The organism is Mesorhizobium sp. P2_F5, assembly GCF_056403715.1.
In genome coordinates this window covers 121,336-133,966 of record NZ_JBFUEY010000007.1, presented here as the reverse complement: position 1 = coordinate 133,966, position 12,631 = coordinate 121,336, and the positions used below count along the sequence as shown (strand labels likewise).

Sequence of the window (12,631 nt, the reverse complement as noted above, 5' to 3'; positions counted from 1 at the left end):
CTTCCGACTTACCGCGCAGCGAAATCGATGTTCGCGAGTTTCTCATTATGGAAAAACACCAACACCATAGATTTTACTGCCACGTTGAGGCAGGCGGGACTTGGGGCGTGTGGGACCGTCTCACAGACAAGCCGGCAAGGTTGGGCGGTGGGGATCTTCGCGGCTGCACGTCGCAGCGCGCAGAGACTGCCCGCGGCGTCCTGTCGAGGATCTACAAAGGCGGCCTTGAGGCCATCGTTGCTCGCGTGTCTGGGTTAGTAGCGGCGCCTCGCCCGCGGCGTGAGTCTCTTCATTCTGCGTCTTAACGCCGATCTCGATAGCGACGCCAGGTCCGAGGCAGGCTCGTCGAGAAGGGCCCCCGCCTTTACTCTCGACGAGCCGTCCGCCGCCTATCCCGGACAGCAAAACGCTGTCGCAGTCTGCTTCGATCGTCAAGGAACTGTTCCGTTCGTCTGTTCGTTCGCGCAATCAGGTTGCGCCAATGTCACATTAGGCGGACGTGTACGAGCGTGCGCAACGGCCGGCGCCTCACTCATCTTTCCAGATGACACGTCTCTCCCATCGGATCTCAACAAGTCGCCTAAAACGGATCGTCACAAGCTCCTGCCCGACCGGATGGAAAAGCTCCGCGCTCATGGATTCGTTGCGCCCGCATTTTTCGCAGCGGACCTTCGCCCGCACCTGGTCGATAGAGACGTTGCCGATTACCTCGCACAACTCCTTCGGTTTGTAGAACCGTCTGATGTTGCAATGCCCGCATCGGATGCGGGCTACCTGCCCGGCATCGTGGGCATGCAATAACGTCCATGGGACGCCCTTCGGCCACTTTTCTGGTTGCTCCGGCATCCCCTGAAATGAGGAACATATTCCTGCCGGGTCAAGGGTCTCTTGACTCTTTTGTTCTCATTTTGTTCACTGTTGCCAAGAAGGAGCTACAGTCATGAAAACGATAAGAGCAACTGAAGCCGAGCAGCCCGAAATGTTTGCCGAGCTACGGCGCGAGATGCCCGCCATCCACCGCGCCACCTTGAAGATGGGGAAGCAGTTGCGAGGGCTGAGCGGTATCGGCAAGAAGCAGGCTATCGCGAAGTTGGTGACGGGCTGGATCATGACAATCTATCCGGACGATCTGGAATTGGCGATCTCGCTGTCCGATGCGATGCGCGATCAGGTCGACATACACCTGCAGGAAGCCTGGAGGATGCACGATCGGCAAAAGCAGCATTAATGGTCACGCGCAGTCGAAGCATACCGCCGCCGTCGACGATCGACCAGAAATGGCCACACCAGGTCGCATTGCTCGATGACCTTTGCACCCAAGGGAACCTGACCACGATTATGAAATTTTGTCAGGATCACGGAATTGAGTATCAGCATAGGCGGGTCCAGGCGGTGTGGCCAAATGGGAAGTATGAAGACTACCGCCTCCACTGCTTCGCCGATGTCGAGGCAGCTAAGGTGTTCTGCAGCCATTTCTCCGGACAGATGTTCGATCCGAAACGTGACCGAGAGAATGGCAAAATACGCGGTGTCTGGCGTCGCACCGATGAATACAGGCGCATCTTCGACCTTGGCCCGCTCAGCGTGCCTGAAATCTTACGCAACTGAGGCAAGGCTATGTGCGGGCGCTTCACCAGATATCTCTCATGGTCGGAAATCCACCGGCTCTACCGGCTGACTGCACCGGCCGAAACGGGCCGCAACGACGCGCCGCGATACAACATAGCGCCTACCGACGAGGTGCCGTTCATCACCGCTGGCGACGACGACAATCACAAGCTTCGGACTGGCCGCTGGTGGCTGGTGCCGTTTTGGGCGAAAGAAATGCCTAAGGCAGCGATGTTCAATGCTCGGATCGAAGGGGTCGACACGACGCCAGCGTTTCGCGATGCCTACAAGTCGAAGCGCTGCCTCATCCCGGCAGATGGTTACTATGAATGGACGATATCGCCGGCAGACGGCAAGAAGGACCCGTGGCATATCTTCCAGCCCGGCCATGCGCCGTTCTCGTTCGCCGGACTGTGGGCCAACAATTCGAACCTTGAAGTCACCAGCTGCACGATTATCACCGAGCCCTCAGCGGGGCCTGTCAGCCAGATACATGACCGCCAGCCGCTCATCCTCGATCCAGCCTACTACGACGCTTGGCTCGATCCCAAAACGCCCGCTGGCGATCTGAAGGACATCCTCAGCCACGACATTGATGGGCAGTTGCAGTTCTTCAGGGTCGGCCGGGAGGTCAATGCAGCGGCCATCAACAAACAGCCCAACGACTACGCCGGGCTGATCGAGCCGATCAAGCTGCTATGAGCGACGAGATCAGACTGCCGAGGCAGGAACATGTAACCGCACCGGGAATTCAGCATCATTTCTGTGAACATTCCGAATGCGGCAGGGACGCCGGCTGGGGTTTCGCAAAGCCAAAGCAGCCGCCCCATTGGTTCTGTTTCAAGCATCGTGGCGACGGCGAGCGGTACCTTTAGGAGCAATCATGTCCGACAACGTTTTACCAATCACAACCAAGCCTAAGCTCATCGTTGTTGTCGCCTTCGACCGGGCCGATGATGGCGAGCTTTTTACTGCCTTCGGTCCTGTCGACCAGCAGAGCGAGGAACGCGCAACACGAGCTGCCAAGGCATTGGCTGGCAAGCACGTAGGCGTCATAGCATGGAGCCGCGACGCTGATCCGGCATTAGGCGACTACGGCCCGCCCACTACGCTGTTCGTCAGCGGCGACGTGCCGGACATGGAATGATTCATGCTCGTATCGGCAAGTAATCAAGGATCAGGGGTCGGGTTGGAATCGTCATCCAGGTTTCGGATAAAACCCTCAAGGGACAGTATCGCATAGCTGATATGCTTGCCGACAGCCAACTTCGCGTCGTCCGGTATGCCTGTCGCAAGAAGTGCCCGCAGCGTGGCGTAAAGCTGATCCATGATTTGCTGAGCAGCGTCTGCAATCGCATGCGTGCTGTCCATCTCACACCCCGTCACTGACCGAGTAGCGGTAGCATGATCGCCACAAGCTGTATGCTTAGCCGTTTGAGGGAGTCGCTGGCGGCCTGCCGATCTCTTTGCCATCGCCAGCGCCTTGGCCTTGGTGGTCGTCGATGAACAATCAAAACGCGTGCTGACGAAGTGCTTGCCGAGGCAAGGCGCCACCCAAAATAAATCAGTCTAGCAGACGCAACAACTTTGTTGCCGGCTCGCCGGTTATTCACCCTGTTCCAAGTTACGCTGTCCCTAGCCGTAAATTTTGCTGCAAACACCAGCGTCGCATGTCAAGATGGGTTTGGGTAAGGGTGGGGATTTGTATATGTACACGGCAATGAGCCAGAAGCTGGCGAGCTATGGCCAGTGGACCTATCGCGGTGCGTGGGCACTTGAAATCGTTGCGGCTATCATCGGTCTGGCGACCGGCGTCGCTCTGAGTTACCGCGGTTTTGTTGCCAATGAGGCGGCGGACTCGATGGACCTTGTCCTTGCGAGTGCACCCTTCTTTATGATCGCGATTGCTGAGCTGACGAAAATCCCAATCGCCACGCTTCTGTTCGGCGCCTCGTGGATTTGGAAACCTGTTATCCTGGCGTTTTTACTCGTATTGGCCGGCATCACTTTTGAGACAGTTCTACTCGGATTGGAGCGTGCCAGCACAATGCGCGAGGTGCAGTACGCCAACTTCGCCAACCAAACTAAAGCACTCCAGCAAGAGCTCGGGAATCTCAAGGCGGCAGCCGACAGTTTGCGAAACAGTGACGACGAGGCAAAGGCCCGGAGCGATCTGGAGCAGATCAGTGGATTGGCTGACACCGAGCGCGACAAATTGCGTGCACGGATAACTGAGGTTGACGAAGAGTTGCAGGCCGCAACCACCCTTTCACCTGCGGCGGCGAGAGCCAAAGAATTTCTCGAGGAGAAACAAACAGCGCTAAGCGCGCTGGTGGAACGGCGCGATCGAGAGATCAAGGACGCCGTGGCGCAGTTCGAGCGACAGCGGGATAGCTACGTTGATCGCATAAAGAGCGCGCGCGAAACGGGCGACCTTGCATCAGTGCAGCGCAACGAAGAAGGGCTGAACAAGTTAACCAATCCGCGGCTCAAAAAAGAGTCCGAATTCGCGCCGAAATTGGCTGAATTGGAGCCCGCAGTGGCCGCAGCCCGCGCGGAATATGAGAGGCTGCGACAAGATAGTCCTCCGATGACCCTCCAAGACAAACAACGCCTTGAGGCTAGGCGAAACGATCTGGAGAAACTGTACGACGGCACCGCTGCCGATTGGGATCGTAAGCTTGACGAGGCACGTACTGCACTAGCCGCCGCTCAGGAAGCGGCAACTCGCAAGTCGGAGACGCTCGCCAAGAACCAGCAGCGGCAAGAGGCCATCGCGACGGAACTCAGCCGCTTGGAAACAGAGCGCCTCCCAGTCGCTCGCAACGATCAGATCCGTCGGCTGGCAGCTCGCTGGTACGGGCTGAAGCCAGAAGACGTTACAGACGCTCAGGCTGGCACGGTATCGACGATCTGGTTCGCCTCGCTTGCATTCATCGCTGCGTTAGCGGGGCCGATCACGGCGATGGTCGCGCTGGCCCTACAACGCATCGGCGCACAGCCCGAAGTTCAGCGTGACAGCAAACTCTCGCGTTTGTTACGCCGAATGCTGCTACGCTGGCGGTGGCGCCGTGTCCGGAAGGTACCTGTGCAGGTGCCAGTCGACAGAGAAGTCGAGAGGCGCGTCGAAGTTCCTGTCGAAGTCGAGAAGGTCGTCAAAGAGATCCTCTATGTTCCCATCCTTACTGATGACCCGGAAGCGCTGCGCCGGGCATTGGGTCGGGAACTACCCCCAGAGGTAGTCGATCTGGTGAAGGTTTCTGCAAAAGGGCAATACGACCAAAAAGAGATGGAGAAAGCCCTGGAAGGTGAACTGCAATTAGATTTTAGCGAGCCGGCAACTGGGGCGAAGCGGGGTAGCAGACGTGCTCGTACGACATAACACCAAGCTGCTCGAACAGGCGATCGATCTGCAGATCAAACGGTCGGCCATTCCAACTCTGCAGGCAGAAGCAGCTGCGCACGACAAGATCGCTCGCGCCAATGCATTTCGGCGAATGGCTAGCGGCGCTGCCATCGCGATGGCCGCTATTGGGATCGGTGTGGGTGTATGGCTGGTCTTTGATCGCGACCCAACGGTGAACCAACCGGAGCCGCCGGTCGTCCAAAACGATCAGCCAGACCCGAAAGAGAACGAGCCAAAAGAGACGAAGAAATCAGAAGACAGAATTCCGGGTGAGACAATCGCAGAAGCGGGAAAGACAGATAAGCTGAAGTCGCCGCCGGTCGAGCAGCCGACGCCGCCGCCCGCAGACCCAGCCAATCCAGATACGTTCGATTTCGTAAAGTTCGCCAATCGCCAAGTGACCTACGCTGGCAGCACTTGGCAACTCGAGTCCGGTCATCATTTTGACAGTGAGAAAGCTCCAACTTGGGACACCGCTTGGTGCTATACGCGCAAACTGGCAAACACCGGGGTCGAGGTTCAGGTAAGTCTTGTCAACAGACCCTCACCTACATCGATGCCGCTGGCACCGGTGTCGTCGAGCGAGACACTCGCATCGGTGGGCCTTGACGACAATTCGGCGCGAGAACTCGCCAGCCGTTGCCTCTGGCTCGACGAGGCGAGTTTCGCGCCAAGCGATTTCGACATGGACCATGAGCGGAAAGAAGCAGCCACCGCGGCCGAAGAACTGTCTGTGCAGGAGGACGGATGGGACGCAATCGGAAACGACTTGCCGGGAATGCCGGCTTGGAATGTCTCGCTCGAACAGTGTCAGGCTCAATGCAAAGCAGATCGCCGCTGCTTGGCACTCACCTACGATAAGAAGCACTCCGCTTGTTTCATGAAAAATAACGGGTCAATTCTGGTTAGGAGTCCTGACGCAGTGATGGCGGCGAAGGGAGCAATCAAGGCGAATCTCCAGTACTCCAGCCTCGTTTTCGCCAAGGACACGGTAGTCGTTGGCGGCGCTTACGCGAATGTGCGGAGCGGCTATGCCGACTGCGTATTGGCCTGCGCCGCTGATCAGAAATGTCTAGGCTTCAATTTTGACGGTCCGAACAAGATGTGCGCTATGCTCGACAACGTGACCTCATCGTCTCCGTTCAAGGGCGTGACGTCGGGCGTTAAGGCCACCCGCAGTTGAATTGGCACCGGCCCGATCATGAAAGCCCGCACCAAGGTTGCGCGTCTATCGATGCGGTCTGTATGAAACGGCCGAGTGTACTCGCGCGCTCGACTATTTTCGCGCGATGAGTACGACGATGACTTTCTTCTGTGGCCCAAGAGCTAATTGTGTTTAAGGCGTGCCCTGGCTATATCGGGGATTGAAACGGCACCTGTTTTCAAGTTCATTGCGCGTGGGGGAGTTTTAATCCATGCGCAAACGTTTCATCATGGCCGCCGTCGCGGTCGTCGCCGGCTGCCAGACGTCGGCACCTATTATCTTCAAGCCAGGAGTAGATCTGAATTCGACCGTTGCGGCCGTCGACCAATGCAAGATCGATTCCTTCAAGGAAATTCCTCAGTCGCTCGCCACGGATGTTAACCCTGGTTACGAAAACCCGGGCACTCTGCAGTGCAACACCTATGGAACCGTGGTCACCTGCAATCGCATCGGTGCGGTAAACATCCCGGCTTCGTCTACGACTTATGACGTCAACGGCGAGCTGCGTGATCGATATGTAGTCCGCTGCCTCCAGTCCAAAGGCTTCACCGTCAAGATGGACGGCCACTCCTGCGCGACCGATGCCGAAACCAAGAAAGCACTTGCCGATCGGGCGGCAGGACAAATGCCGCAATGCGCGGTCAGATACGGGTCGTGAGGCAGTCTCATTGCACTAGCGCCTCTTCGGCTTTCGCGTGATCTCTTCGATCCGCGCATTCGCGCCATCCTGGTTGCCATCCGGCCCGACATGTAGGATTATTATCCTCGTTGCGGCGAACCCCTTCAACGGAGATCGCCAATGGCCAGAACCAAACCTTCCAAGCATCTTTCACAGGCTGAAATCGAGCGCTTCCTGGCGGCAGCAGAGGCGATGCACAAGAGCATCGTCGGCCCGCTCCTAGACTTCCACTGCGAGCATTACCGCGCGCTTCGTGAGGTCCATGGATCGCTGTTGAAGTCGATCGAGACAATCACCGGCAAGAGCGCCGAATTCATCCAGTGGAACGGGACAGGGCCGGCGCAGCCCCCTACCGCTGGGTAGCCTATAGGGTTAATTGCGCGATTGCTAATATATTCATAATTTCAATGGCGCGGGAGGAATGATCGAAATGATCCCGTAGTGGCCGGTGCGGCCTGTACCCCCAACGAGAGCCCCGGGCCGCATCGGCTATTCCCTCAGGCTGGGTAGCGCCTAGCGCCTGCTTGAAATCGTAATCCGGGTGAGCGATTGTCGCCGCTTGGGGAGATGGATCATCAATGCGCCGTACCGCAAAGGCTCTGCCTTTCGTGCCGACAGAGATTCACGTCAGCACGGTATCGGACGAGGCGGGTGTGATTGGCGTTCTCTCAATTCACACAACTCAGGGTCTTGTCGATATCGCGCTGGACCTTCAATCCGCCGATGCCATCGTGGCCGCCATCCACGAAATCCGCTCAAAGCTGGAGCCGACAGACCTTTAGCTGGCGCCTATCGCAGCTTAGCCATAGCGCTCACAGCGCAAGACCTTCTCCAGCCCTAGCCGTATCCGCTGGCCTTCCGCAAAGGCCAGTGCGAACGATTCAAGCTCGAATGATCGGGATTGCTCTTTGCCGTCTTCGACTACTCGAACGAACCATTCGCCACAGGCTTCGACCACTTCAATGCAAGGATGAGTCTTGCCATTCGGCATCACGTTATCCATCACAGCCTCCCTACGAAAAGCAATGGTAACGCGAGTTTTATAAATCCGACGAAATCGGGATTTCAATAAAAAAATCGGTACGGGATCGAACAGAATTTAGGTTCCAGCCGGATGCTCGACCGCGGCTTCGTCAACCTCGGCTTCCATCTGGTCGCTCACAGCTTTGGTGTTGCCCGTACCGGCCATCGGCACGCCATCGTAACCCTGTAGCCACGCTTCGGCGTGTTCGTCCCAGTAAGGCGGTACGACACGCTCCTTGCCATCCTTCAGCGCCTGGGCACCGTACATCCACGCATAGGTGATGCGCTCCTGATCCTTCTTAGCCACGGCCATCTGTGTCATCCTCTCGGAAGTCTTGCAGGGAAGCATGGCGCAAGTCCTCTTCGCCGCGCAAGTGCTTCACGCGGCCGATGATGCCAGGCTTTACCCATTGCGTCGCCGGTCGCTTCATGCCCTTTGGCGCCGGCCCAGCGTGCTCCTGAACCCGCTTCCACATGCGGTCTCGGATTGCGCCGCGCGAGTTGATAAAGGCCGAGCCAACATATTGCCCGGTTGCCCGATCGGCCATCAGGGCGAACGCCGGCTTACCTGGCCCTCGCTCGACGCCGAGCAGATCATATTCGTTGATCTCGTAGCTCTTGATCTTCAGCCAGGCTGTCGAGCGACCGCTTCGATACTTGCTGTCGCGGCGCTTCGAGACAATGCCCTCAAGGCCTGCATGGTCGACAAGGTGAAGGATGGCCTTCGCTTCGCCCGGCAGAGGCTCGCTGAATTGTATGCGGCTGCCCGGCTCGATCATGCTGGCCAGGATCTCGCGACGCTCCTCAAGCGCCATATCGCGCAGATCGTGCCCGTTGAGGTGGAGCAGGTCGAAGGCGACGAAATAGAGGTCGTGCTGCCGGCGGGTGATGGCTTTGCGCAGTTCGCCGAAGTCCGACAGGCCGGCGTCGTTCAGCACGATGATCTCGCCGTCGATGATTGCGCTCTCGGCGCCGAGCTTCACCGCCTCTTTCACCAAGTCGCGATATTTGGCTGTCCAGTCCAGACCGCGGCGGGTGTAGATGCGGGTCCCGTCCTCGTCGATGATCAGCTGCGAGCGGTATCCGTCGAACTTCACCTCATGCGACCAGCCATCGCCCTCGGGAGGCCTCTCCACGAGAGTTGGCATCAACGGCTCGACAAACTTCAAACGCATTAACTGACCCACGCCCGGCGGATTCAATTAGCATGCGCTTAATTAGTTCCGGAACATTTTAATCGACTGGAAATTGTTCGATAGCGATGACGAAGCTATCCGACCCCGGCCCGCCCATTCCGGTCAAGCGACACGGCGCCGAGCCGATGGAGCGGTTTGCCAAAAAACTCACTCTCCGCGCGAAGGAACAAGCGGTCGCACAAACGAACAACCGCGAAGCCCTGCGAAACCAAATCGCCGAAGCCTACAAAAGCCTGGCTGACATGTCCGAACGACTCAAGGCCTCAGATCTCGCGGACGGGCGCCTGAAAATGTACCGGCCGCGATACGGAGGCAATTTCTCTTGCCCAATCTGTTGGGTGGAACGCGGCACTGTCTGGATGCTCCGTCCCGAAGAGGAGCCGAACCATGCGTACCGCTGCAAAGAATGCGGTTTCAACGAACCGAATGATCAATGACAGAAAAAGCACGTCGTCAGGCGCAAAAAACCTGAGCACTGGCTCCCTGACGCCCGGCTGTTGGCTGACTTTATTCGGATGGATCGTGCTGCGTAAGTCCGGACCCGGAAGAGTCTCATTTCCAACACCTGCGCTGCGCGATCTTCGCTACAGGCCTTTGGCGCGAGCATGATGCAACTCCGCCTCGTGTCGGCAATGTCTGCTTTCAGGAATTGGCGAAGCTGGTCTGTACGGTTGATCTAGGCGCTTTCCGGACTGACGATTTTGGGCCGAGAGCGGAACGGCGGCTTTTGGCGTCCGAAGAAATGATAGCGGACCTTCAACCTCCAAGGCAGATGTCGTGACTTGACCCCATTCCGGACGTCGCCGGGTCAGCCCGCCGGCGATGTGGAACTCGCTAGCTTGTGCAAATGTCAGTTGCAGGTCACTGTGTTGCCCGTTCCCATAATGCGAACTCGGAGCGCCCAGGGATATCGGAAAAGAGTTGCCGCGTAAGCGTAGATCAACGATGAAGTAGCAAGGTAGTATGCCAAACGTTGGATAGGCTTTGAAATCGGTGGATTCCAAACTTCAAGGTCTTAATAGCCGTTCCATTGCGAAGTGCTACTTTGCCGGCACGCATCGCACGGCGGCGCCGGAAGAAACCTGGCGGCACATCGAGCCTTTGCTGCACCGCTTCGGCGTGACGCGTGTTGCCGATATCACCGGACTGGATCGGATCGGATTCCCTGTCGCCATAGCCGTACGGCCCTTGTCCCGATCGGTCGTCGTCGCAGCTGGCAAGGGCATGAGCCTTTCCGCAGCAAAGGTATCGGCCGCGATGGAATCTTTGGAGTGCGCGCATGCAGAGATGACTACGCGGCCATTGCTGTATGCAAGCCGGGCCGAACTCAATGGCGCGCGACGCGTCGCGCCGTTGTCGTCGTTGCCGCGCCTTCGCTGCGGATCGATTGACGACGAAACCCGCATCGTCTGGACCGAAGGCGTGGACATCCGCGACGGCGTGCCTGTGCTCGTGCCTTACGAATTGGTCCATGCGCACTACGGCTCGCATGGGCTTGCCGGCACCGGAATCTTCCAAGCAACGACCAATGGGCTTAGTTCAGGCAACACGTTTGCCGAAGCCGTCAGTCATGGCCTCTTTGAAGTGATCGAGCGCGACGCCCTCAATCTGTGGGAACGCGGTCGACTGATCGAACGCAACGCGCGGCGTCTGAATCTTTCCTTCCGTGACCCTGATGGTGTGTCGAAGATGGTCGAGCACCTCCACGGCAAGGGTTTCCGCGTCGCGCTTTGGGACATTACCTCCGATGTTCGCATTCCAGCCTTCCACTGCATAATCGTCGATGCGACGGACCCGAACGGGCATCCTGGAACAGGTACGGGTTGCCACCCTGACGCTGGCGTGGCGTTGAGTCGGGCTATCTGTGAAGCGGTTCAGGTGCGCGCGACGTACATTTCCGGCGGGCGCGATGACCTTATGCGGCGCGAATACGATACGCGCAACATCGCCTTGTTTCACCGTCTGGTGGCGTATGGCGCCGATGAAACGCCTGCGACCCTCGACATAACAAAGTCTTATAAGTCGGCCTACTTCGAGGACGACATCGAATGGGCGGTGGGGCGCGTGGCCGAGGCCGGCTGTGGGCCGGTTATAGTCGTGGATCTTTCGCTGCCCGACACCGGCATCTGCGTTGTCCGCGTCATCGTCCCCGGTCTTGAGGGCCCCCCCGGAGATGAGCTAGACGATGGCGCGCGCGCGCGTCAGACCCGGCCATGAAGGATTTCGTGATCTTCCTTGGCCCTACGCTTGCAATGTCTGATCCGGCTCGGCTGGCGCCATTCGACTGGCGGCCGCCAGCGACCCAAGGCGATGTGCTGCGCGCGGTCAATGGCGGCGCGCGCGTGATCGGCCTTGTTGACGGCGGGTTCGAGGGCCTCCCCGCGGTCTGGCATAAGGAGATACTGTTTGCGCTGAGCCGCGGCGCGCATGTTTTCGGCGCGTCGAGCATGGGTGCCCTGCGAGCAGCCGAATTGCATGTCTACGGCATGCGCGGCATCGGCGCGATCTTCGACTGGTACGCCTCGGGCCGATTGGACGCCGACGACGAGGTTGCCGTGGTTCACGCTCCAGCCGAGATGGGATACGCGCCGCTCAGTGTCCCCCTGGTCAACGTCCGCGCTACGCTTGATGCCCTCCGTGGCTGTGTTCTGAATAGCTTGGTCTGCGAAGCGCTGCTCGGCGCGGCATGCACGCTCCATTTCAAGCAGCGCACCTGGAAGCAGATCGCGGAGACAGCATCCGTCCTCGCCAGCGGCATTCCGGACGCGAATTGGCTCGTCACCAACGCCGTCGATCAGAAGGCGATCGACGCGCGCGCCCTGATCACGGCGATGACCTCACTTGCCGTAGGTTGGCCTGGCCCGTTCCGGCCGGATTTCGTATTCGAGCGCACTGATGCGTGGGATGCGTGCGTCGCCTCAATTGACGATTTGGACAGCCTCTCGGAAGCCGACCAACAGGTCCTCGATGAGGCGAGGCTGTTGGGTGAGGAGTTCGACGCAATACTCACTGCCGCAGCCGCCGCCCTACTGACAACGACCGGACAAGTTGCTTGCGCTCGGACGTCCGATGCGATCGACGCTTTCCGGCGCGGTCACGGGCTTGTCGACCGCAAGCGATATGAGGCCTGGCTGGCTGAGAATAGCCTCGACGCACGCGACTTGGGCCTGGCGCTTGGGCGCCGCGCGGCGGTAGCTGCGCTGGTCGACACGTCTCTTCGTGCGCTGCTCGCCGCTCTGCTTTCCGAGATCAAGCTGCGCGGCCTCTACCCGCGGATGGCCGACAGGGCCGAACGCAAGGCGGCGGTACTAGCCCCAGTTGCCGGCCCGCCCGTCGCGTTCGGGGTCGGCGAGCGGCAGATGCTGCTGGAATGGTTCTGCGAGCGTTGTGGTGCGCGTTTTAGCGCCGAGGATCCCGAAAGACTTCGGCGCGCGTTGGCATTTCCCGATAACGTTGCCCTGCAACAATTTATCCGCCGCGAATACCTGTTCGCTGGACAGATGCGACAAAAGTAA

16 protein-coding genes are annotated in these 12,631 nt (G+C 58.7%); 12 read left to right on the top strand and 4 right to left on the bottom strand.

All coding sequences use genetic code 11. The annotated features are described in order from the left end of the window. Positions 1-940: 940 nt before the first annotated feature. The 4 genes from AC1DYO_RS12515 to AC1DYO_RS12500 all read left to right on the top strand — a co-directional run bounded on the left by AC1DYO_RS12515 (position 941) and on the right by AC1DYO_RS12500 (position 2,755). Positions 941-1,228, top strand: coding sequence for a hypothetical protein (locus AC1DYO_RS12515; protein ID WP_477263559.1), 288 nt, complete (start codon positions 941-943; stop codon positions 1,226-1,228). Then, positions 1,228-1,608, top strand: a complete 381-nt coding sequence (locus tag AC1DYO_RS12510; RefSeq protein ID WP_477263557.1) for a hypothetical protein — start codon at positions 1,228-1,230, stop codon at positions 1,606-1,608. Before AC1DYO_RS12515 ends, AC1DYO_RS12510 begins: the two co-directional genes overlap by 1 nt. 9 nt (positions 1,609-1,617) lie before the next feature. After that, positions 1,618-2,310 carry an SOS response-associated peptidase gene (locus tag AC1DYO_RS12505; RefSeq protein ID WP_477263555.1) on the top strand — a complete coding sequence of 231 codons (693 nt, stop codon included), beginning with the start codon at positions 1,618-1,620 and terminating at the stop codon, positions 2,308-2,310. A 181-nt stretch (positions 2,311-2,491) separates the two neighbouring features. Next, positions 2,492-2,755 carry a hypothetical protein gene (locus AC1DYO_RS12500; protein WP_477263553.1) on the top strand — a complete coding sequence of 88 codons (264 nt, stop codon included), beginning with the start codon at positions 2,492-2,494 and terminating at the stop codon, positions 2,753-2,755. Positions 2,756-2,778: 23 nt separating this feature from the next. Here the strand turns inward: AC1DYO_RS12500 and AC1DYO_RS12495 are convergent, their stop codons facing one another. Beyond that, complete coding sequence (locus AC1DYO_RS12495) at positions 2,779-2,979, bottom strand: hypothetical protein (protein WP_477263551.1); 201 nt, start codon at positions 2,977-2,979, stop codon at positions 2,779-2,781. Positions 2,980-3,316: 337 nt separating this feature from the next. On the opposite strand from AC1DYO_RS12495, the gene AC1DYO_RS12490 reads away from it, so the two are divergent. The 5 genes from AC1DYO_RS12490 (at position 3,317) to AC1DYO_RS12470 (ending at position 7,679) form a co-directional block, all read left to right on the top strand. Beyond that, positions 3,317-4,990, top strand: a complete 1,674-nt coding sequence (locus AC1DYO_RS12490; protein WP_477263549.1) for an ABC transporter permease — start codon at positions 3,317-3,319, stop codon at positions 4,988-4,990. Further along, entirely contained in the window at positions 4,974-6,197 is a 1,224-nt protein-coding gene (locus tag AC1DYO_RS12485) for a PAN domain-containing protein (protein WP_477263547.1), read from the top strand. The genes AC1DYO_RS12490 and AC1DYO_RS12485 overlap by 17 nt, the downstream gene beginning before the upstream one ends. Positions 6,198-6,429: 232 nt before the next feature. After that, positions 6,430-6,876 (top strand): hypothetical protein, encoded by a 447-nt coding sequence (locus AC1DYO_RS12480; RefSeq protein ID WP_477263545.1) that lies wholly within the window; start codon positions 6,430-6,432, stop codon positions 6,874-6,876. 141 nt (positions 6,877-7,017) lie between these two features. Beyond that, positions 7,018-7,260 carry a hypothetical protein gene (locus AC1DYO_RS12475; RefSeq protein ID WP_477263543.1) on the top strand — a complete coding sequence of 81 codons (243 nt, stop codon included), beginning with the start codon at positions 7,018-7,020 and terminating at the stop codon, positions 7,258-7,260. A gap of 215 nt (positions 7,261-7,475) precedes the next feature. Then, a complete protein-coding gene (locus AC1DYO_RS12470; protein ID WP_477263541.1) occupies positions 7,476-7,679 on the top strand; it encodes a hypothetical protein in 204 nt (67 codons plus the stop codon). 17 nt (positions 7,680-7,696) lie between these two features. Here the strand turns inward: AC1DYO_RS12470 and AC1DYO_RS12465 are convergent, their stop codons facing one another. The 3 genes from AC1DYO_RS12465 to AC1DYO_RS12455 form a co-directional block, all read right to left on the bottom strand. Continuing rightward, the gene (locus tag AC1DYO_RS12465) at positions 7,697-7,900 is read right to left on the bottom strand and encodes a hypothetical protein (RefSeq protein WP_477263540.1); all 204 of its coding nucleotides are present in this window, start codon (positions 7,898-7,900) and stop codon (positions 7,697-7,699) included. A gap of 96 nt (positions 7,901-7,996) precedes the next feature. Further along, positions 7,997-8,233, bottom strand: coding sequence for a hypothetical protein (locus AC1DYO_RS12460; RefSeq protein WP_477263538.1), 237 nt, complete (start codon positions 8,231-8,233; stop codon positions 7,997-7,999). After that, a complete protein-coding gene (locus tag AC1DYO_RS12455; protein WP_477263536.1) occupies positions 8,220-9,095 on the bottom strand; it encodes an ATP-dependent DNA ligase in 876 nt (291 codons plus the stop codon). Before AC1DYO_RS12455 ends, AC1DYO_RS12460 begins: the two co-directional genes overlap by 14 nt. 86 nt (positions 9,096-9,181) lie before the next feature. On the opposite strand from AC1DYO_RS12455, the gene AC1DYO_RS12450 reads away from it, so the two are divergent. From AC1DYO_RS12450 to AC1DYO_RS12440, 3 genes are all read left to right on the top strand, one after another. Continuing rightward, positions 9,182-9,553 carry a hypothetical protein gene (locus AC1DYO_RS12450; RefSeq protein WP_477263534.1) on the top strand — a complete coding sequence of 124 codons (372 nt, stop codon included), beginning with the start codon at positions 9,182-9,184 and terminating at the stop codon, positions 9,551-9,553. 556 nt (positions 9,554-10,109) lie between these two features. Next, positions 10,110-11,333, top strand: coding sequence for a YcaO-like family protein (locus tag AC1DYO_RS12445; RefSeq protein ID WP_477263877.1), 1,224 nt, complete (start codon positions 10,110-10,112; stop codon positions 11,331-11,333). Further along, entirely contained in the window at positions 11,330-12,631 is a 1,302-nt protein-coding gene (locus tag AC1DYO_RS12440; RefSeq protein ID WP_477263532.1) for a TfuA-like protein, read from the top strand. Before AC1DYO_RS12445 ends, AC1DYO_RS12440 begins: the two co-directional genes overlap by 4 nt.